Raw genomic sequence first — 20,064 nt, 5'->3', positions numbered from 1 at the left:
TGATCCATAACCAAAGGGACAGGCTCCATGACGCTATATGTGCCGCGGAACCTGCCCCTTTTATCGTTAGTCGAATACGATGGTTTTATTTTCATGAACAAGCACACGATCTTCAAGGTCCCATTTCACACCTCGAGCGAGAACACTGCGCTCTATCAGGCGTCCCTTCTTCTTCAAATCCTCCACATGATTGCGGTGATCGACTCTGATCAAATCCTGTTCAATGATCGGCCCTTCATCCAAGTCGTCCGTAACATAGTGAGACGTCGCCCCGATCAATTTCACGCCGCGCTCATACGCACGCTTATGAGGATTCGCCCCGATAAACGCCGGCAGGAAGGAGTGATGGATATTGATGATTTTGGATGGATAGGCTGCCACGAAATCGGGTGTCAGAATTTGCATATAACGCGCGAGCACTATTAAATCAACTTGGTGCTCTTCAAGGAGTTTCAGCTGTTTCGCCTCGACTTCTTTCCGGATATCCTTGTTGGCCGGAATATGATAAAACGGAATGCCGAACGATTCGACAATGTCACGCCCCGTTTCGTGATTACTGATCACGAGCGCAATATCCGTGACCAAGTCTCCACTCTCCCACTGATAAAGCAACTCTCGCAGACAAGTAATATCTTTTGATGCAAAAATAGCTGTTTTTTTGAGTTGATAGAGGAAGGAGAGCGTCCATTTCATATCAAATCGTTCCGCTACCTCTTTAATGGAGGAACGAATCTGCTCTTCGTTCTCTTGCAGATGCTCGGATTCAAATACAATACGCAAGAAGAATCGTCCGTCAGATGGATCCGTTGTATATTGACTGGACTCGACGATATTCGCTTGATGATTGAAAAGGAGTGTGGAGATCGTCGATACGATGCCTGGCTGGTCAGGGCAGCTCACAAGCAGTCGCGCTCTATTTTTATTTTTGTTCATATAGTGATCGATTTGGGGGTTGATGGATGTCATATTCCTCACCTTTCGTTGACTGTTTGCTCCATTATAGCAGAAACGGTTGGGGGCTGCGGTGGGGTCTTGGTGTGGTATCTGAATTAAGGCTGGGTTTGTCTGAATTACGGGGCGACTTGTCCGGTTTACGTTCCTAATTGTCCGAATCAGGGGCGGGTGTCCGAATTATGAGCTCGGATGTCTGAATTATAGAGATGATTGTCCGATTTGCGTGACAGCTTGTCCGAATTAAGCGCAGGCGTCCGATATATGGCATAGGTTGTCCGATATCCGAAAGCAAATGTCCGAAATGAGAAACGCGGTGTCCGAAATACCATTCCAATTGTCCGAATCAGAATTTTTTTCTCAATCTCATGCAGGAAAAAGTGCTGCTATTGCCTAATAAAGTAATTCAGAAAGGTGGCCAAATAATGATCATTAAACCAAGAACCCTACACTACAAGTTAGAATTTCTCCTCATGTTAAGCAGACGATTAAAGCCTAGTCACCCGAGCTACTCACTCCTCCAGGAAGCATTGACGATTGAACTCGCCGGTTGGAAAGGTGAAAAAGAACTGGATTACCCTCTATCCCACCTCCCGAACGATCACCTGATTCTTCACAACGTCCGATTACATGACGGAACGCATTATTTCCAAAACGACTGCATCATCTTAACAAGAAAGTGGATTTTGTTAATTGAGGCCAAGAATATAGCAGGTCACCTTTTTTATGACCAGACAAAAGACCAGCTGATCAGAACGACGGAAACAGGAATGAAAGAGGGCTTCAACAATCCCGTTACGCAAGTGCTGCGTCACAAAAGGCAACTCCAAAAATGGCTATCCAACAATCAATTGCCTGACACCCTCCCCATTCACTGCTTAGTCTCCAACAGCCACCCACGCTGCGTCTCTTCCTTCGATGACCCTACGCTCAATATCGTTACACGTACGTACAGTCTCCCAGAAAAAATCAAAACCCTGCCTCACAACCCGAACAGCATGTCTTCAAAAGACCTAAAGAAATTATCTTCCTCATTGGTCAAACTGGACACCCCATTGAAGCCGGATTTCTTCGAACAATACAATATTCGAGAAAGCGACATTCTCCCAGGTGCCTACTGCGACCATTGCCACTCGCTGTCTATTCACAAAAAATATAATCGTTGGGAATGTGCTACGTGTAAAAAAGTTGATAAAGAGGCGCATGTTCAGGCATTGAAAGATTATGTACTGATTCATGGTTCTCTGATCAGCAATGCTAAGCTCCGACGCTTTTTGAGGATGAGTTGCCCGAAAGCTGCTCACCGGCTGATGGTCTCTTTGCAGTTGAAGACGAGTGGTGAAACGAAAGGGAGAGTCTATCATCTTCCTTTTCATCAAAAATTCTAGTGTCTGAGTGATGTTTATCGGACATTTTAGAGTTGGATTCGGACTAGTGCTCTTGCAATTCGGACACCCTTACCTCTAATTCGGACATTTCACCACCATCAAAAAAACAGGCTCCACAGCTCCCATCAGAGCCATAGAACCTGTCTATGCTAGTCACGCACCACCAAGAAACACGGCGCCATATACAAGTGCACCAAGAATCACGAACGCTGGGTGCAGCTTTACTTTTTCCAGTAATAAAAAGCTTGCGACGATCAAGAACGAGGTTTGCAGTAGCCCCGCTCCTTCATACGATGTTTGGAAGAATTGAAACGCCATAACGCCGAGTAATACGGCGATGGCAGGACGAATCAAATTGGTCATTGTCTTCACGCGTGGTGAATTCTTGAATTTCGCCAACAGACTCAACAATACGATCATCAAAATCAACGAAGGTGCGACGGTCGCAAATACGCCGACGACCGCGCCTAGAACACCGGCTTGCTGATAACCGATGAATCCGGCCATTTTCGTCGCAATCGGGCCTGGTAATGCGTTCGCCATGGCGAGCATTTCACTGAATTCACTGACGGACATCCATGAGAAACGCCCGACGACTTCATTTTCGACTAAGGGAATCGAGGCTGGTCCTCCACCATAACCGACGATTCCCGGGATGAAGAATGCGATGAATATTTTCCAATGGATCATAATGATTGCTCCTGCTTTTCAAGATCAGCTTGTTCCTTCTTCTTCGGGCGGAGGAGGGCGTACAATAACAAGGCAAAGATGACGATTCCTGGATGGACGCCCAACCATTCAATCAACAGAAGCGATCCGATCCCGAGAATAATGGTCCACATCCAGCCCATGTTCACTTGTGCTTTTTTGAAAAAGTCATACGTCAGCTTGGCAAGCATGACGCCGACAACGGGTACGACAGCATGGGTCATGCCGTTCACCCACGGTTGGTCCCGCAAACTATTTAATGATGTGATCAGAACAATCATAATCACAATTGTCGGTAGAATCGTCGCAAGAACAGCGTTGATCATCCCAATGATTCCAGAGACACGGTAACCGATGTAGCCCGCCATTTTGGTCGCAATCGGACCGGGAAGCGAGTTCCCTAAAGCGAGGACATCACCGAAATCATCGTCATCCAACCACTTGTATTTTTCGACAACTTCTTTGTGAACGAGAGGAATGGAGGCTGGTCCACCCCCGTAGCCAAGCATTCCGACACGGAAAAAAGCGATAAAGAGGTTCCATTGCTGCACTCCATCATCTCCTTTCTTTATCTATCAATAAGCGGCAATTGTACCATCCGTCCTCGATTCCGTGCCACCATAAAGTGTGCCCGTTTCAGGATTGCGCCAAATGGCTTGCCCACGACCGAACGCTCCTGTTTCGAGTTGAACCTCAATGGTGTGGCCTTTTCTCTTCAGTGCTTCCGCAACATGGGCAGGGAAATCGGGTTCTACCCACACCGTTTTCTCTTTCATCCATTGCCACCTCGGTGAATCCAAGGCCGCTTGTGGATTCAAGTGGAAATCGATCGTATTCATCGCGACTTGAACGTGTCCTTGAGGCTGCATGAAGCCACCCATGACACCGAACGGACCGACCGCTTCGCTTCCTTTTGTTAAAAAGCCTGGAATGATGGTATGGTACGATCGTTTATTACCAGCTAGAGCGTTGGCGTGATCCGGGTCCATCGAGAAGTTGTGGCCACGGTTTTGTAACGCAATGCCTGTTCCTGGGACGACAAGGCCAGATCCAAAGCCCATGTAATTGGACTGGATGAAGGAGACCATATTCCCTTCTGAATCAGCGGTCGATAAGTAAACCGTACCTCCTTTAGGCGGGTTGCCTGCCTCCGGAGTGAGCGCCTTCTCACCGATAAGTGCGCGGCGTTCAGCAGCATAGTCATCATTCAATAAATCACGGCTCGATACGTTCATGTGTGACTCTTCCGCTACGAACTTCTCTCCATCAGCAAAAGCGAGTTTCATCGCTTCGATTTGTTTATGGTAGGTGTCGACGGATTCTTTATCCTGGATGTCGTATCCTTTCAGCATATTCAAGGCAGACAAGGCGACGATGCCCTGCCCATTAGGCGGAATCTCCCAAACGTTGTAGTCACGATAGTCGACCGAAATCGGATCGACCCACTCCGGCTTGTACTGGGTCAAGTCTTCCTTCGTTATGTACCCATCGTGCTTTTGACTAAAGGCATCGATCTGGTCAGCCAGTTCCCCTCTGTAAAACGATTCCGCCTTCGTTTCAGCGATTTTTCGTAACGTATGAGCGTGCCCTTCTGACTTCCATACATCACCGACTTTCGGCGCCTCACCGTCTGGCGCAAATGTATCGAACCAATGGGTGAACTCTTCTCCTTGGAGTTCCGTTTTGAATTTCTCGGCGGCCGCTGCCCAAAATTTCCCTAGTACAGGCGAGACCGGATACCCTTCTTCCGCATATTGAATCGCCGGTTCGAGCACTTCCTCAAATGGAAGTTTCCCGAATCGCTCGGACAGTTCAGCCCAGGCTCCAGGCGCACCAGGTACGGTCACAGGAGTGAAGCCGAACTTCGGAATCTCATCATAGCCCCGCTTTTTCAATTCCTCAATCGATATGGATGACGGTGAATGGCCGCTTCCATTCAAGCCATATAGCTGATCTTTCACCCATACGAGCGCGAACGCATCTCCGCCAATGCCATTAGACGTCGGCTCCACCACCGTGAGCGTCGCGGCTGTCGCAATCGCCGCATCAATGGCGTTTCCACCTTTCTGCAAAATCGTAAGTCCCGCCTGCGCGGCAAGCGGTTGTGAGGTCGCGACCATGCCGTTCTTCGCGACCGTCGTATGCCTTGTGGTTTGATATGGATTATAGAGCGTATCTAAATGCTTCATTGTAAACTCCTTTCTCATACTTCATGACAAGCGACAAAATGCCCCTCTTCGACTTCGCGCCATTCTGGTCGAACTTGTCTACATTGCTCTGTCGCAAGCGGACATCTCGTATGAAACGGACAGCCACTCGGATAGTTCGCCGCATTCGGAAGCTCCCCCTTCAATCGGATGCGTTCCTTTTTTCCACCGACGACCGGACGGGGAATCGCGGATAATAGCGCTTTTGTATAAGGGTGCAGCGGATTGGCAAACAGTTGATCAGAGGGCGCTAGTTCCATCGTTGCTCCTAAGTACATCACGAGCACTCTGTCTGATATATGTTTGACGACACCTAAATCATGCGAAATGAACAGATACGTCAGTTGGTGGGACTGCTGCAGTTTCTTCAACAATTGAATGATTTGCGCTTGAACGGATACGTCCAGCGCGGAAACCGCTTCGTCGCACACGATAAGCGACGGGTTTAACGAAACCGCACGAGCGATCCCGATCCGCTGCCGTTGTCCCCCACTGAATTCGTGCGGGTATCGATCGGCATGTTCTTCATTCAATCCGACTTCGACAAGCAGGTCTCTCACGCGCTGTCTGCGTTCTTTTTTTCCAATATTGGTATGAATGATAAACGCTTCTTCAAGTGCGTCCCCAATCCGTTGTCTTGGGTTCAACGAAGCATAGGGATCTTGAAAAATCATTTGCATCTCTTTTTTATATTTTTTCAATTGTCGTTCCGAAAGTCCACCAATTTCCTCTCCACGGAACTTAATCGAACCGTCTGTCAGACTTTCTAAGCCGAGGATCGTACGACCAAACGTCGACTTCCCACACCCCGATTCCCCGACGACTCCCAGCGTTTCGCCTTCCATCACGTCGACCGATACGTTCTCGACCGCCTGCACATTGGAAACCGTCCGCTTAAGGAAACTGCTTTTAATCGGAAAATATTTTTTTACCTGATCGACTTCAAGAATAGGCTTCGTGGCGTGACTCATTGGTTGTCGCCTCCTCATGTAACCAGCATTTCGACTGGTGTTGATTTGAGATTTGGAAACGTGGTGGATCTTCCTCTTTACACTTTTCAGTGGCAAACGGACACCTTGGATGGAAACGGCAGCCGCTGATTTTCTCATTCAAGTTCGGCAAGGAACCAGGGATCGCCTCGAGTGAATGCTCCTCATCATCAACGTTAGGAACAGAAGCGAGCAGCCCCTTCGTATAGGGATGTTTAGGATTTTCGAAAATTTCCTCGACAGTCCCCGTTTCGACGACGTGTCCGGCATACATCACCATCACTCGATCGGCGACCTCCGCAACAACGCCCATGTCATGCGTTACCATCACGACGCCCATGCCGAGATCTCGTTTCAAATCATCGATCAAATCGAGGATTTGAGCCTGGATGGTCACATCGAGGGCCGTCGTCGGTTCGTCTGCGATCAGCAAAGACGGGTTACAGGCAAGAGCAATAGCGATCATGACGCGTTGACGCATGCCGCCACTCAATTCGTGTGGGTACTTCTTCAGGACTTTTTCCGCATCGGACAAACCGACTTGAGTAAGTAGTTCAACCGCGCGGCTCTTCTTCTCTTTCTTATTCAGCTTCGTATGCAAATGGAGGGGCTCCATCATTTGATAGCCGACCGTGAACACAGGGTTCAGAGCGGTCATCGGTTCCTGAAAGATCATCGAAATATCATTGCCTCGATGCTTTCTCATCTCTTCTTCTTTTTTGTGCGTCAATTCCTCACCTTGGAATGTGATCGAGCCTTCACTGATTTCTCCATTATCTGGAAGCAATCCCATCACGGACAAGGTGGTGATACTTTTACCGCAGCCGGATTCGCCGACGATGCACAACGTTTCCCCTTCTTGGACGGAAAAAGAAACTCCCCGCACAGCCGGGAGTTTCCCATCAGCCGTGCGGAAAGATGTCACTAAGTTTTGAACGTTCAATAGGGATTCCATCATATACCTACTTTCTGCTCACGTTATATAGAGACCATTGACCTGTCGGATCGAGCTGCAACCCTTCAACAGATTGATCGAAAGCAGCTGTTACGATTCCGTGGTGCATCGGAACCCACACTCCATCTTCAATCGCCATCATATTCGCTTCATGCAATTTCTCTTTTCGAACATCTTGATCAACGGTTACGCGGGATTCATTCACAAGCTGATCGAACTCAGCATTTTCATACGCCATACGGTTCGAGGAGCCGATATTGTCTGAGTGAAGGTTCGGGTAAAGCAACTCACTACCATCTGCCGTACTGTTGGACCAACCTAGGAACGTCATTTCAAAGTTCCCCTCAGATGTCGTGTCCAGGAATGTACCCCACTCCATCGTTTCAATGCTGACATCGAGTCCAGCTTCCGTTAATTGCGCTTGTACAATTTCAGCCATCTTCATGTACATATCACGGTTAGCAGCAAGAAGGGTGATCTCTTGTCCTTCAAATCCGTTCTCTTCTATTAGACTCTTCGCTTTTTCTGGATCATAAGAATACCCGGCATCTTTCGCCTCTTCATTGTAACCGAACACTTTCGGGCCGATGATGCTGTTGTTCTTCACGCCAAGACCATTCAACTGGCTCACGTACGCTTCACGATCGACAGCATACGATACGGCTTTACGGAAGTTGATATCATTGAACGGCTCTTTGTTCATGTTGAAACCTAGATAGTAAACCGGCGTTCCTTCTTTTTGCTGGATTTCTACGTTTTCCATCGATTCTAAACGAGGCAGCTGTTCTGTCGGAATCGCATCGATGAATTGAACTTCACCCGTTTGCAGCATAGAAACGGCTGTCGAGTATTCTGGAACGACCTTCATCGTGACACTTTCGAGTTCCGGAGCTCCCTGCCAGTAGTCTTCATTAGCAGAAAGAGAAACACTATCCCCTTGCACCCACTCGTCAAAAACAAATGGACCGGTTCCGACTGGATTCTGGTTCAAGTCCCCAGCTTTATCTGCTTCTGGGCTTACGATAGACGCGTTCGTATGGGAAAGTGCAGCAAGCAATGGACCATAAGGCTCTTTCGTTTTCAGTACGACCGTGTACTCATCTTGCACTTCGATTGATTCGACTGGTTCTAATAGAGAGGCACGAGGCGCTGCTCTTTCTTCACTTTTGAATTCATCGAATGTATATTTAACGGCTTCTGCGTTGAACGGTGTACCATCGTGGAAGGTTACGTCTTCTTTCAAGTGGATCACCCACGTAAGGTCGTCCGGGTTTTCATAGGATTCTGCTAAATGCGGTTTGATCTCCATCGTTTCTGGATCACGGACAAACAATGTTTCATAGACTTGCTCAATCATAGCGGACGATACGGAATCATTCGTATCAATCGGGGATAAGCCGACAACATCGGAAGTTGTCGCATACGTCAATTCCTGGGCGACATCTGAACTGCTTTCACCGTCATCACCAGAATCGGCTCCCGACTCTTCACTACACCCGGCTAGAGCGATAAGGACTAATACAAACAATGAGACACTTAGTAAACGAAAATTCTTCAACATGATTCCTCCCTTTTATTGATCCAACTCCATATTCGGATCGAGTGCATCTCTCAATCCATCTCCAACGACGTTAAAGGCAAACACGACAAGCATAATGGCAATTCCGGGCACAATCGTTAGGTGTGGAGAGGTGAACATAAAGTCTTGTCCTGCTGCAATCATCGCTCCCCACTCTGCTGTAGGAGGTTGTGCACCTAATCCTAAGAAACTCAAGGCAGCCGTCGATAGAATCGCCGTCGCCATTCGCATCGTGGCAAAAACGATAATCGGCGCTGTACAGTTCGGCAATACGTGCTTCATGAGAATACGAGTATTGCTGGCTCCGAGTGAGCGCATGGCGAGAATGTACTCTTGTTTTTTGACAGAAAGAACACTTCCTCGAACAATTCGTGCGCACGTCGGAATCGACCAAATACTGATGGCAATCACAACGTTGATCAAGCTTGTTCCTAGCATCGCAATGATCAGCATCGCTAGTAGAATTCCAGGGAATGCGAAGAGCAAGTCGACGAATCGCATGATCACTCCGTCAAGCTTTTTGAAATAACCGGATAAAAGTCCAAGTGCGATGCCTCCGACGAGTCCAAGCGCAACGGACCCGATCCCGACGAGTAATGAAACCCTGGCACCGAACACGAGTCGCGACCAAACATCACGCCCATAGTTGTCAGTGCCGAGCCAGTGGCCTTCCGATCCGATCCCAAGTTCGGAATTGACTAAATCCTGTTCAGCTGGCGGATAGGTAGCAAACCACGGAGCAAAAGCCGCTAAAATAACTTGTATGACAATGATGACTAATCCGAAAAGAGCAAGCTTGTTCTTCACCAAACGCTTAAACGTTTGGACGACCATTTTCTCCTTCTTACTTTCCTGCTTGTTCGTATTGATGTTTTTTTGTGCTAAAGCACTTGAATCTGCCAAGGGACTCCCTCCTCTCTTTAGTCATAACTGATACGTGGATCGACAAAGGCGTAAATGATATCGACCAACAGGTTCACCACAACAAACAACGTAGCGACCAGCAAGACCGTCCCTTGAACAACCGGGAAGTCTCGAGCGGCTATCGCATCGATCATCAAGCGTCCGACCCCATTGATGGCGAAGACTTGCTCGGTGATGATGGTCCCTCCAAGTAAAAATCCGAAATTCAATCCGATGACGGTAATCACAGGAATCATCGCGTTCCTGAGCGCATGCACCCATACGACCGTGTTGCGTTTGACTCCTTTGGCGCGAGCCGTCCGAATGTAGTCGGCTCTGATCACTTCCAACATAGCGGATCGGCTCATCCGAGCAATCATCGCAGCGGATGCGGTCCCGAGCGTAATAGCTGGAAGAATCAATTGCTTCATTCCTTCAATCGTCCAAAACGGAGCACTCAGTCCACCGACAGGCAACCATTGTAGTTCGACTGAAAAAATGAGGATCAGCATGGCTCCCAGCCAAAAGTTCGGAATCGAAATCCCCGCTAGCGCCACTGTCGTACTCGACACATCGAACCAAGAATTTTGCTTAATAGCGGAAATAATCCCTGCTGGCACCCCGATGACGATCGCTACAATCATACTGGCAATAGCCAAGTTGAGCGTTTGTGGAAAACGAGAAGTAATCGCCTCTGATACGGATTGGTTGTTTTGGAAAGAGAATCCAAGATCCCCTTGTACCACGCCGCGTATGTAATCAAAGTACTGAACAAGCACTGGCTTATCCAATCCCAGATCGGTCCGGATCGCCTGTAAATCAGATTCTGTAGCTGTCGGTCCACCGATGATCGTCGCTGGATCGCCTGGCGCCAAGTGCATACTCATGAACACAAGAAACGAAATGCCTACTAATAATAGAAGCAGTTGCAAAAAACGTTTCATGATTAACCCAACCATGTCACCCCTCCTTAACAAATGAAATCACATGAAAGCGATCCAAACATAAAATGAACTATTATTCACTTAAACCACCCTATGTGCATCCGAAAGTTAATCAAATAACCATTTTTGATTAACAAACGTCTATGTGTTGTAAACGATTATAGTTTAATATTCAGAAAATTAAAACCCCCTTTCGTCAAAAAGATTAAATTTTCTTATTTTTCTTAAATTTAATTAGACTCAATTGAAATGCACGCATCACTCATGGTAAACTTTCTTCACTGAGGTAGGTGATAGATAATATGAAAGAAGACTCATCCCAAAAGATTGATGACATGGATAAAAAAATCCTTGAACTCCTTATAGAAGATGGACGGTTGTCCTATACCGACATCGGTAAAACGCTTGGCTTATCACGTGTTGCTGTACGCTCCCGTGTCAATCAGCTCATTGATTGCGGTGTAATCGAACGCTTCACAGCCGTCGTGAACAGTGAAAAAGTCGGCAAGCAAGTCTCCGCCTTTTTCGAAGTGGACTGTGAACCGAAATCCCTCGTTGAAGTGGCCGAGAACTTAGCGAATAATCCATACGTAGCGAGTTGCTACCAAATGACAGGTCCGAGCACCCTGCACATGCACGTGCTCGTCAAAGATTTCAAGGAGCTGGAATCGTTTATAAATACAGAATTGTATGCGCTGGATGGCATCACCCGTGTCGAAAGTCATACATTATTGCGGCGTTTCAAGAGCCGTAGTGGCCTGAAACTATAAAAGGACAAGTCCCCGAGCAGGGAACTTGTCCTTTTATCATTTATCTGAAAGGCCCATAGCCCTCTTTTATAAATCCTCATATAGCATGCGACCTGCATAGTGACCGGTAAAGAAGACCAACAAACCACCAATGACACCAAGTACAGCAAGACTTATCTTCAAATACTTGTTCTTTTTCCAGAAAAGATAGGAAAAGACGCCGATCGTTGTCACGATATATGTGATGGTCGACCATTGGGCGAGTACACGATGGGTATTTAAATGTTCATTCAAGGATGAACTCGGGAAAATTTGCGCCGCTACGCCGATTGCGTTCGGACCGGTGTAGTATGAAATAATCCCTCCGATTGTCCCGATCACGAGCAGCCAGCTAGCTGCTTTCATGAAAAAGTCAGGCCTCCATAATGCGAGCAACAAAAACAAGGAACTCACAAGCCACAAAGCAATCGGCAAGTGGACGATAGCGGGGTGAAGAGGATCCGGTATAATGTATGCGCCTAAAATACTCATGGGTGTTACCTCCTAGATAGTCTATTAATCTTTTGATTCCCCTATGGTTGCCATATAGTCGGGAATCGACACATTGTGAGCCGATTTGAGATTGGGTTTGGTAGGGGGGGCGGTCGTTGCGGTGGGTGATTTGGACATTTGGGATTCGGACTTTTGATTATGTATTCAGGACAGCGGGGGCCGGAATTCGGACACCTGCTCCCACTTTTCAGACATTTGACGGGAATTCGGACATTTCGCCTCGGATTTCGGACATCCGGCCGCGCAATTCGGACACGAGCCGGGATTCGGACTTTTGATCAAGGATTCCGGACTGCCGAGGCTGGATTTCGGACATCTGCTCCCACATTTCGGACATTTGCGAATAATTCGGACATTCTTCCCCATATTCCGGACACTCCGCAGCATAATTCGGACACCACCCGCCCCACCGCATCAGGACACCCAAACAAAAAAAGCCCGGAATGATGGATCACATCCATCATTCCGGGCTTTTTATTATACCATTGGCTGCAAACGTTCTTTGTACATCGGGTGAAGCTGATAATAGAGTGGATACGTGTGTCCATAGAAGAACTGGATGAACGTACCTAAAAACAGCACCCCGGCTAGCGTTCCGATGCCGACGGGTCCTCCGATGAGGAGTGCGATCGATGATGTTGTGATGGCAATCACGGTTTGGCTGACGCGCAGGCTCAAGTTGAATTTCTCTGCGACGACTAAGAACAGTTGGTCAACAGGTGCTCGTGGCAGTTGCGGCAGAATGTAAATCGATACTCCGAGTGCTGTGAAGGCTACTCCGGACATGAGCATGACGAGTTGGCCGGCGAACGGGGCTGCCGTCATGTTGAGATTTTTGAACACGATTTCGAGCCAAAAGTCCAGGATTAAACTTTCAAGTACGAGTGGTAGCAAGGCTTTCAGTTCAGGTCCTTTCTTCATCAGCCAGCCATTTACAAAAATAAAGAAGAGCTGGGCGATGGCGTACCAGACGCCTACGGTAAAACCGAAGCGGTCAGAGAGGCCGACGAACATGGCGGTCCAGAAGCCCGCTCCGAGGGTTGCGTTGATGATCAGCGCGACACCGAAGAAGTTGACGAACATCCCGAATATATAGATTGACAGGCGATAGATCATGTCCATCCCTCGCTTTTTGTTAAATTCATTTCTCATCTTCGGGACATTTTATTAGTCATGAAAAGCACCGTCAATCACTTGAATAGAATGGATGAAATTGTTAAGGACAGGCTCTATGTTGAAAGAGCCTGTCCCGTTATTGTTGGATGCTATTTAGAAAACGTTGGATTTCTTCCTTCGTGAAACCGGACGCTTTCGCTTCTTTCATTAATGCGATCCACTCCTGATCTACAACATCCACTGAGCAATCTGAACCTCTACTAATCACGAACTCCATTCTGTTTTCCATAGTTCCTCCTATTCCTATGTAGTTCAGACAGCCCAGCCGTCATAGCCGAAGCCTTAGACCTGGTAGCTTTGCGCCCCTCTTTTTCAACAAGGTTTGCCTTTTACTGATACAAGAATTGAATATGTTATCACTGATTATACATAAGGAAAATTTGGAAGTGTGTTAGAGTTTGTCGAGTATAAATAAAAATATTCATAACTTTTGTCTTACAGTAGTAAAATACCATTATTTGGTTTTCATAGTCGAGCAGGGAGTACCCTCATCACAATTGGTTGAACTTTGTCCCAAGAAGCAGATCGTCCGCATCCATCTTCGTCATCGATTGCAGCGTCGCTTTAGGGTGGGAGGCGTGATAACTCTCGATAATCTTATAGCCGAGCTGGTATCCGATCCACCGTGGAAGCTTGCTCATACGATTTCCATACAAGTATTCTCTATGTTTTTGTTGACCCCGCAGATTCAACTCTGGTACGAACTTCTCCTTCCAAATCCTAAGCAGCTCTTCCTCTTTCAGTTGATTCACCCAAGGCGCCGTGTACCGTGCTCCGTACGTGTCATAGACGGCATACTCGGCTAAGCCCTCGATGATGACTGACTCTAGCAACGAGACTTTTTCCAAATCGACTTTCTTCTCTGTCAAGCGGCAGGCATGGTGGTATTCATGTGCTAGTATCGACCGCCAATCGTCTTTCAAGTTCTTCGGTTGACCATAAAAAAGGTAGACCGCTTCTTGGAACGCTACGCCTCCTTTGTTCTCACGTTCCCCGATAAACGATTCGTGGATCGGATAAAGGTATACCGGAACATCCGGGCCGTTCCATTTTTTTCTTAAACGACCGAGTTCTTTCTCGATTTTTGAAAATAACTGTTCCTTATCCCAAGACTCTAGTGATTTCTCCACCTTCCTCCATTGGTCGGCATGGAAGAGTCCATACGACATCAATAAATCGTGCACTTCATCGGCTCCCCACTTTGAGAAAGGATGAAGGATGGGATCACACAGTACTTCTTTTTGAAGACGGGAAGTCGATTCAAACATCGTCTTGTTCTTACACTTTTCTATAAAACGTCTCAATGATTTCCTTGTATCGATGACGCCCATAGTAATCTCCCTTTCATTCATAGACATTCGTGGAAAATCTAGCATCGTCTAAGCAAGATCACCCTCTCTCTCATACGTATGTGAAGAGAGGATCATTTAGAAAAGAAAGGATGTGCTTTCTATGTTTCCTGGAGATATTTATCCCGCCTTAACATGCCGTAATACCCCCTTTTCAATACTTAGAGACAATCGAAAGATCAGCGTGGGGGTAAACGGCATTTAAAGGTCCGATTGGTTCAACTAACACTCAGTGGAAGAACCATTCACTGAGTGAAGTTTCACTTTACGGACGGTGCTGCCGTTTTCAAGGAAGAGATGTGCGCCTGACGGACCGCGATGGCCGCGTTCACTTCGGCACAATTACGCGGGTCGACCCGAACTACGTTTGGTTGCGACCATTTCGATTTCCTGAAGGTTTCGTTTTTTTCTACGGCGGTTTCGGTATTCCCTTCGTCATCGGAGCGATTACCGGTGTTGCCCTAGCGTCCGCCTTTTTCTGGTAAATGGAAGGTTTGCTAGACTACTGCACACGCATGTTCACCTAAATGTTCATAGATTAATGATGTAATGAGAAATTGAAAGAGAGGAGTTGATCTCATGGGATACGGTCGTGGATACGGCGGAGGTTTCGCTTTGATCGTTGTATTGTTCATTCTGTTGATCATCGTCGGAGCAGCTTTCGTAAGCTAATAGGTATAGGCGCCTTTTAAGAGGCGCTTTTTTTGACCAATTAAACATTGCATTTGTCCCACACAACAAAGGTATCTACCCATCGCCTGCAATATAGGCACAGCCTTGCCTTCTAGTTCATACCAAGGAAAAGTGATTATCTCCTTATGTCTAGGAAGCATGATTTTGTTCTTTATAATGAATGCATTATGTACAATTTTGGTAAAAAGGGTTGAACATGGTTTATTTATGCTGTATCGTTCATTATAGAGAACGTTTTATTATACAAGGAGGTACTCAAGTTGAGGCGTTTGAATCAATCCAACTATCGAAGGTTGCTCATAGGAATAGTTATTGTCATTAGCCTTTTCACATCTTCTCATATTTCAGCCCTGCAATCGTCAACATCCGAACCTCTGAATTTAACGGTCGTCTTTTCTTCCGAACGCCAGGTCTTGAGTGAGCAACAAAAAAGACTGGATATGTTACTCAGTCACTTCTCATCATCCATTACATTTACAAATGTTCATAAATTAAAAGCCAAAGAGTTATCCAACACTACACACCTGATTTATTTTGGAGAAATCAGAGAAACCTTGCCAAATTCTTTTATTAAAGAATTTGAAGCATTCAATAAAACAAAAATGGTAATCGGTCATAACCATGATCAGCTTCCTGGGTTTCAATTTGTAAAAGCTAACGGCATTGCTAATATGACAAAGCTCTCTATCCCATCTCAATCAGACGCAATAGAATTGTCAGGACCGGAACAACTATTCGACATTCGAAAAAGTACATACATTCGCTCGTGGCTCACGGCTTCAAATGAATCGAATGAATTTCCGGTACTTATCGAAAACAACTCTCAATTCTATTACGCAGACGTACACATTTCTTTAAATGACTCGATTTTATTAGGTGAAGTGCTTCATGACATATTTAAAATACCCCATAACCAAGTACATCCGGCCACGCTTTTATTAGAAGACGTTAATCCGATGCTTGATCCATCCCTGTTGGAAGAATGCGGTGAAGTGCTCACAAAAAAAGAAATCCCATTTATGATTTCAGTTACACCTGTATATAAGAACCCTTCCACAGGAGAAATGTATCACTTATCAGACTCACCAGATTTAGTCACCGTACTTCAAGATTTGCAGACTAAAGGAGCTGCCATCATTCTTCACGGCTATACCGATCAATCTGGGAATGGTATATCAGGAGACGGTTTCGAGTTTGGAAACACTCATCAACCTAGTCAGATGGATGCTCGAATCGAAAGAGGAGTTAATGAATTACGTAGGTATGGACTAGAACCTATCGCCTTTGAAACTCCCCACTATTCGATTTCACAGAATGGCTATCAAGCGGTTGCCAAACACTTCTCGCTTTATATCGGACAACTTCAATTAACTGATGAAAACTGGAGAATAATGAGTGAATCGCCGTTTATTACAACTCCAACTTTCATTGAAGGCATGACTCTTATTCCTGAGACATTACGCTACATGGAAGACGACTATGACTTTTCAGTATCAATAAATCAATTGAATACAAGAGCAAGAAACCTAACTTTAGCTAGAGATAGTGTAATGAGTGCTATCTATCATCCTTATTTGGGGGTAAAAGGGCTCGAGGAAATGATTAATGAAGTTGAAAGTATCCAGCAGATACAATGGATGAATTTGCAGAAACTTAATCCACCTACTCCTTTACTAAATGGTCACTTAAAAAACCCGGTTAAAAACAATTCAGAATTTTTTCCAATTTCTTACTTTTTATTATTGTCCACTAAATGGTCATCTTTACTGATTGGATTAATCCTAGGCGCTTGTATGATTCTCTCTTCTTATATAATCAGTTGGAAAATCAGACGTTCAGAAAAACAATCATCCTTTTTTTAAATCTCGCCGTTCTTTATTAAGTACAATTGATTGCGTTTAAAAGGAGTGTAACCAATGATTCGTTCGTTCATGTGTATTTCGTTTCTCTTATTCACCTTCCTTTATCATCCATACACAACTCTTGCTTCAGAGAATTCGGTGGCAAAAGCGTTGGTCGTGTATTCTTCCAATAATTCTTCCATTGATGAACATCAGCGAAAGCTAGATCTACTGATTGGACACTTCACTTCTGACACAGAATTTGTTTCGACCAATGAGTTTGAGCCCAAACACCTAGAGGGAGTAACACACGTATTCTATCAAGGGATTCAGAAAGACAATTTAGATAACCTATCAAAGGCTTTGAGTTCGTTTGAAGGGACAATAGTAGCTTTTGGAAACAATTTTGAGCAGCTCGAATCAACTTATTCATTTGTCCATTCCCCACATAGAGAGAACTACAATGAACTAATATTAGCAAACAAACCCGAAAGTGTAATAGAGACATCCATCCAAGAAGTCTTATCAGTAAAGATAACATCCGAATCTAGAGTTTTAGCGTGGGCAAAAGGAGGTCACCAAACTCACCCTATGATCATAAAAAACGGTCAAAGCTATTATATAGCGACTGGTATTATTAACTCTCAATTAAAAATCTTACTTGCAGAAGTATTTCATGACGTATTCGCTCAACCTCATACCAATGAGAAACAAGGTTACATTCGATTAGAAGATGTTCATCCGCTAGTCGATCCGGTGAAGTTAAAGCAAGTCGCTAGAGAACTTAAAGATAGAGGAATACCTTACATGGTTGCTGTTATTCCAGTTTATACCAAAGAAAAGTCTGGTAAACAAGTACACATGTCTGATTATCCAGAAGTGCTAGAAGTACTAAAATACATGCAAAAAAACGGTGGCTCTATCGTTCTTCACGGCTACACACACCAGTACCGATCAACGGAAACAGGGGAAGGTTTTGAATTCTGGGACGTCGAAAATAACACACCTATTTATAAACCAGCCAACGAGAGTGGCGCAATCAAAAGTAGAAAAGACTTCCATAACAATCAAGCATACCGCGAGTACCTTGATGGGCTTAAGGATTTCGAAACCTCATACATTTCGAATAAAATCACGAAAGGCATTCATGAACTTCACGGATTCGGTTTGCACCCTTTAGCATTTGAAGCCCCTCATTATACGATGTCACAAAACGGATACCAAACGCTTTCCAACTATTTTTCCATGTATGTCGGTCAACTCCAATTGAGTGACGACAATTGGGAAGTGATGGAGGGGTCGCCATATATCACTCGGCCTTCATTTCTAGGCGGAATGACTTTACTCCCTGAGACGTTAGGTTATATAGCACCAGATGATGAATCAGCAGTTTCAAAGATTATGAAAGATGCCGAACAGTATTTGACCGTTCGGGATGGTATGGTTTCTGTTTTTTACCATCCGTACCTTGGTATCGAGAGATTCACCGAGCTACTTGATCAACTAGAAACCTTACCAGATATTCAATGGATCGACCTCAAAAAACAAGGAACGAAAGTTGAGACTTCTGATATAACTATAGAGGCAAATAATGGAACTATACATGTAGATAAAAATCAACTGTCAGCCATTATTAGTTCGAAGATGAGTTTCAATTACTTTGTGAGAACAACAGTCGACAAAGTTACATGGGGAATGGTGGGCGTTGGATCGTTAGCTGTTCTATTCTTTTCCAGTTACACCGTTCTTTCTTATCGTCGTTTATTAAAAGATGAAGGAGATGAAAAAATTGGCTAATATACTTTTATACACGTCTCTATTCCTCATCTGGATCATGCTGTTTTACCATATGTTCCTTATGCAAGGTGGTTATCTCCACTCGATTCACTACCGTAAGACAGCTGATAAATGGTTAAATGGTGCCATGAATCTACCGACTGTAAGTATATTGATTCCTGCGCACAATGAAGAAGTCGTAATCGAGAAGACTATTGAGGCGATGCTCAGTCTTCAATATCCAGAGAATAAACTAGAGGTTATTATTATCAACGATAACTCAAGCGACCGAACCGGAGAAATCGCTGATCATTACGCGCGCAAGCATTCATTTATTCACGTCGTGCATACCCGTCCTCCTCATGCAGGTAAAGGAAAATCCGGGGCATTAAACCAAGGACTCAAGGTATCCTCAGGAGAGGTCATTGTAGTTTATGATGCTGACAACACTCCAGAACCAGAAGCCTTAAAATCTCTTGCTTTAGGCCTCAAAAACGACCCAAAGGCTGGAGCAGTTGTAGGGAAATTCCGCGTAATAAATGCCGAAACCAACCTTTTAACACGTCTGATCAATATTGAAACCCTCACCTTTCAATGGCTAGCTCAAGCAGGACGCTGGTTTTGGTTTAAAATGAGCACCATTCCAGGGACAAACTTCGCGATTCGACGTTCAATTCTAGAAGAACTTGGCGGTTGGGATGAAAAAGCGCTCTCAGAAGATACAGAGCTCAGCTTTCGTGTGTACAACCTGGGCTATCATATTCGCTTCTTTCCAGCAGCGATTACATGGGAACAAGAGCCTGAAACTATACGTGTATGGTGGAAGCAACGCACACGTTGGGCCAGGGGTAATGAATATGTCATATTGAAATACATCCTAAGCTTTCACAAGTTGGAACGGAAAAAAATCGTAATTGACTTAGTGTATTTTTTATTCACTTATCTCTTGTTCTTTGGTGGTGTGATAGTTTCACACACGCTATTTGTGACCAATTTATTCTTTGATTTGAACCTATCTGGGGGGCTAGTCTCTTATTTATTACTGGTTCTCGGTTTTTTACTATTTGTCACAGAAGTTACACTCGCCCTCAGCTTTGAAAAAAAACAATTAACCATTAAAAACTTCTTCATTATTTTGTTCATGTATTTCACATACTCTCAGTTGTGGATCATCCTGGTCGTTTACGCCACTTATTTAGAGACGAAACGGGTGCTTTTCAATCAAGAGGTGACCTGGTATAAAACGCAACGCTTCAAACAAGACACAAGCGAAAAACGCTCCGCTTCTTAACATGAAATTTGGA

The 20,064-nt window shown here is 45.2% G+C and carries 19 protein-coding genes and 1 riboswitch; of the genes, 6 read left to right on the top strand and 13 right to left on the bottom strand.

All coding sequences use genetic code 11. The annotated features are described in order from the left end of the window. Positions 1–66 precede the first annotated feature (66 nt). On the bottom strand, positions 67–966 hold the full coding sequence (purU, locus tag H0266_RS11250; protein ID WP_181472477.1) for a formyltetrahydrofolate deformylase: 900 nt from the start codon (positions 964–966) through the stop codon (positions 67–69). 410 nt (positions 967–1,376) lie between these two features. Here purU and H0266_RS11245 point away from each other — a divergent pair, with 410 nt between their 5' ends. After that, positions 1,377–2,339 carry a nuclease-related domain-containing protein gene (locus H0266_RS11245; RefSeq protein ID WP_181472476.1) on the top strand — a complete coding sequence of 321 codons (963 nt, stop codon included), beginning with the start codon at positions 1,377–1,379 and terminating at the stop codon, positions 2,337–2,339. Between the two features lie 153 nt (positions 2,340–2,492). On the opposite strand, the gene H0266_RS11240 is transcribed toward H0266_RS11245, so the two are convergent. The 8 genes from H0266_RS11240 to nikB form a co-directional block, all read right to left on the bottom strand. After that, entirely contained in the window at positions 2,493–3,029 is a 537-nt protein-coding gene (locus H0266_RS11240; protein ID WP_181472475.1) for a chromate transporter, read from the bottom strand. Further along, positions 3,026–3,598 carry a chromate transporter gene (locus H0266_RS11235; RefSeq protein ID WP_181472474.1) on the bottom strand — a complete coding sequence of 191 codons (573 nt, stop codon included), beginning with the start codon at positions 3,596–3,598 and terminating at the stop codon, positions 3,026–3,028. Before H0266_RS11235 ends, H0266_RS11240 begins: the two co-directional genes overlap by 4 nt. A 24-nt stretch (positions 3,599–3,622) precedes the next feature. Beyond that, positions 3,623–5,236 (bottom strand): gamma-glutamyltransferase family protein, encoded by a 1,614-nt coding sequence (locus H0266_RS11230; protein WP_181472473.1) that lies wholly within the window; start codon positions 5,234–5,236, stop codon positions 3,623–3,625. Positions 5,237–5,250: 14 nt separating this feature from the next. After that, positions 5,251–6,225 carry an ABC transporter ATP-binding protein gene (locus tag H0266_RS11225; RefSeq protein WP_181472472.1) on the bottom strand — a complete coding sequence of 325 codons (975 nt, stop codon included), beginning with the start codon at positions 6,223–6,225 and terminating at the stop codon, positions 5,251–5,253. Further along, positions 6,197–7,201, bottom strand: a complete 1,005-nt coding sequence (locus H0266_RS11220; protein ID WP_181472471.1) for an ABC transporter ATP-binding protein — start codon at positions 7,199–7,201, stop codon at positions 6,197–6,199. Before H0266_RS11220 ends, H0266_RS11225 begins: the two co-directional genes overlap by 29 nt. 4 nt (positions 7,202–7,205) lie before the next feature. Next, a complete protein-coding gene (locus tag H0266_RS11215; RefSeq protein WP_181472470.1) occupies positions 7,206–8,759 on the bottom strand; it encodes a glutathione ABC transporter substrate-binding protein in 1,554 nt (517 codons plus the stop codon). Positions 8,760–8,771: 12 nt separating this feature from the next. Then, positions 8,772–9,611, bottom strand: coding sequence for an ABC transporter permease (locus tag H0266_RS11210; RefSeq protein WP_181472850.1), 840 nt, complete (start codon positions 9,609–9,611; stop codon positions 8,772–8,774). Between the two features lie 86 nt (positions 9,612–9,697). After that, positions 9,698–10,639, bottom strand: coding sequence for a nickel ABC transporter permease (nikB, locus tag H0266_RS11205; RefSeq protein ID WP_181472469.1), 942 nt, complete (start codon positions 10,637–10,639; stop codon positions 9,698–9,700). Between the two features lie 287 nt (positions 10,640–10,926). On the opposite strand from nikB, the gene H0266_RS11200 reads away from it, so the two are divergent. Beyond that, the gene (locus H0266_RS11200) at positions 10,927–11,394 is read left to right on the top strand and encodes an Lrp/AsnC family transcriptional regulator (protein WP_181472468.1); all 468 of its coding nucleotides are present in this window, start codon (positions 10,927–10,929) and stop codon (positions 11,392–11,394) included. 66 nt (positions 11,395–11,460) lie between these two features. Here H0266_RS11200 and H0266_RS11195 read toward each other — a convergent pair whose 3' ends face one another. The 4 genes from H0266_RS11195 to H0266_RS11180 all read right to left on the bottom strand — a co-directional run bounded on the left by H0266_RS11195 (position 11,461) and on the right by H0266_RS11180 (position 14,459). Further along, positions 11,461–11,904, bottom strand: coding sequence for a DUF2231 domain-containing protein (locus H0266_RS11195; protein ID WP_181472467.1), 444 nt, complete (start codon positions 11,902–11,904; stop codon positions 11,461–11,463). A gap of 498 nt (positions 11,905–12,402) precedes the next feature. Beyond that, positions 12,403–13,047, bottom strand: coding sequence for a YczE/YyaS/YitT family protein (locus tag H0266_RS11190; protein WP_246363870.1), 645 nt, complete (start codon positions 13,045–13,047; stop codon positions 12,403–12,405). 130 nt (positions 13,048–13,177) lie between these two features. Then, on the bottom strand, positions 13,178–13,330 hold the full coding sequence (locus tag H0266_RS11185; protein WP_246363869.1) for an anti-repressor SinI family protein: 153 nt from the start codon (positions 13,328–13,330) through the stop codon (positions 13,178–13,180). 23 nt (positions 13,331–13,353) lie between these two features. Further along, positions 13,354–13,438, bottom strand: a riboswitch (cyclic di-GMP riboswitch). A gap of 154 nt (positions 13,439–13,592) precedes the next feature. After that, positions 13,593–14,459 carry a DUF2268 domain-containing putative Zn-dependent protease gene (locus tag H0266_RS11180; protein WP_181472466.1) on the bottom strand — a complete coding sequence of 289 codons (867 nt, stop codon included), beginning with the start codon at positions 14,457–14,459 and terminating at the stop codon, positions 13,593–13,595. 570 nt (positions 14,460–15,029) lie between these two features. On the opposite strand from H0266_RS11180, the gene H0266_RS11175 reads away from it, so the two are divergent. From H0266_RS11175 to H0266_RS11160, 4 genes are all read left to right on the top strand, one after another. Then, positions 15,030–15,122 carry a YjcZ family sporulation protein gene (locus H0266_RS11175; protein WP_181472465.1) on the top strand — a complete coding sequence of 31 codons (93 nt, stop codon included), beginning with the start codon at positions 15,030–15,032 and terminating at the stop codon, positions 15,120–15,122. 281 nt (positions 15,123–15,403) lie between these two features. Beyond that, positions 15,404–17,005: a DUF2334 domain-containing protein gene (locus tag H0266_RS11170; RefSeq protein ID WP_181472464.1), complete on the top strand. Its 1,602-nt coding sequence runs from the start codon at positions 15,404–15,406 to the stop codon at positions 17,003–17,005. A gap of 54 nt (positions 17,006–17,059) precedes the next feature. Continuing rightward, positions 17,060–18,781 (top strand): polysaccharide deacetylase family protein, encoded by a 1,722-nt coding sequence (locus H0266_RS11165; protein WP_181472463.1) that lies wholly within the window; start codon positions 17,060–17,062, stop codon positions 18,779–18,781. Further along, the gene (locus H0266_RS11160) at positions 18,774–20,051 is read left to right on the top strand and encodes a glycosyltransferase family 2 protein (protein ID WP_181472462.1); all 1,278 of its coding nucleotides are present in this window, start codon (positions 18,774–18,776) and stop codon (positions 20,049–20,051) included. Before H0266_RS11165 ends, H0266_RS11160 begins: the two co-directional genes overlap by 8 nt. Positions 20,052–20,064 lie beyond the last annotated feature (13 nt).

Source organism: Halobacillus locisalis, assembly GCF_013694105.1.
GTDB lineage: Bacteria > Bacillota > Bacilli > Bacillales > Halobacillaceae > Halobacillus > Halobacillus locisalis.
Note: the sequence above shows the minus strand (reverse complement) of the source record. Positions and strands in the feature narration are given on the sequence as shown.

What these genes read in the sequence shown, in the direction of transcription:
- purU (WP_181472477.1), bottom strand. Translation starts at nt 966, where the DNA reads ATGACATCCATCAACCCCCAAATCGATCACTATATGAACAAAAATAAA.
- H0266_RS11245 (WP_181472476.1), top strand. Translation starts at nt 1,377, where the DNA reads ATGATCATTAAACCAAGAACCCTACACTACAAGTTAGAATTTCTCCTC.
- H0266_RS11240 (WP_181472475.1), bottom strand. Translation starts at nt 3,029, where the DNA reads ATGATCCATTGGAAAATATTCATCGCATTCTTCATCCCGGGAATCGTC.
- H0266_RS11230 (WP_181472473.1), bottom strand. Translation starts at nt 5,236, where the DNA reads ATGAAGCATTTAGATACGCTCTATAATCCATATCAAACCACAAGGCAT.
- H0266_RS11225 (WP_181472472.1), bottom strand. Translation starts at nt 6,225, where the DNA reads ATGAGTCACGCCACGAAGCCTATTCTTGAAGTCGATCAGGTAAAAAAA.
- H0266_RS11220 (WP_181472471.1), bottom strand. Translation starts at nt 7,201, where the DNA reads ATGATGGAATCCCTATTGAACGTTCAAAACTTAGTGACATCTTTCCGC.
- H0266_RS11215 (WP_181472470.1), bottom strand. Translation starts at nt 8,759, where the DNA reads ATGTTGAAGAATTTTCGTTTACTAAGTGTCTCATTGTTTGTATTAGTC.
- H0266_RS11210 (WP_181472850.1), bottom strand. Translation starts at nt 9,611, where the DNA reads ATGGTCGTCCAAACGTTTAAGCGTTTGGTGAAGAACAAGCTTGCTCTT.
- nikB (WP_181472469.1), bottom strand. Translation starts at nt 10,639, where the DNA reads ATGGTTGGGTTAATCATGAAACGTTTTTTGCAACTGCTTCTATTATTA.
- H0266_RS11200 (WP_181472468.1), top strand. Translation starts at nt 10,927, where the DNA reads ATGAAAGAAGACTCATCCCAAAAGATTGATGACATGGATAAAAAAATC.
- H0266_RS11195 (WP_181472467.1), bottom strand. Translation starts at nt 11,904, where the DNA reads ATGAGTATTTTAGGCGCATACATTATACCGGATCCTCTTCACCCCGCT.
- H0266_RS11190 (WP_246363870.1), bottom strand. Translation starts at nt 13,047, where the DNA reads ATGGACATGATCTATCGCCTGTCAATCTATATATTCGGGATGTTCGTC.
- H0266_RS11185 (WP_246363869.1), bottom strand. Translation starts at nt 13,330, where the DNA reads ATGGAAAACAGAATGGAGTTCGTGATTAGTAGAGGTTCAGATTGCTCA.
- H0266_RS11180 (WP_181472466.1), bottom strand. Translation starts at nt 14,459, where the DNA reads ATGTCTATGAATGAAAGGGAGATTACTATGGGCGTCATCGATACAAGG.
- H0266_RS11175 (WP_181472465.1), top strand. Translation starts at nt 15,030, where the DNA reads ATGGGATACGGTCGTGGATACGGCGGAGGTTTCGCTTTGATCGTTGTA.
- H0266_RS11165 (WP_181472463.1), top strand. Translation starts at nt 17,060, where the DNA reads ATGATTCGTTCGTTCATGTGTATTTCGTTTCTCTTATTCACCTTCCTT.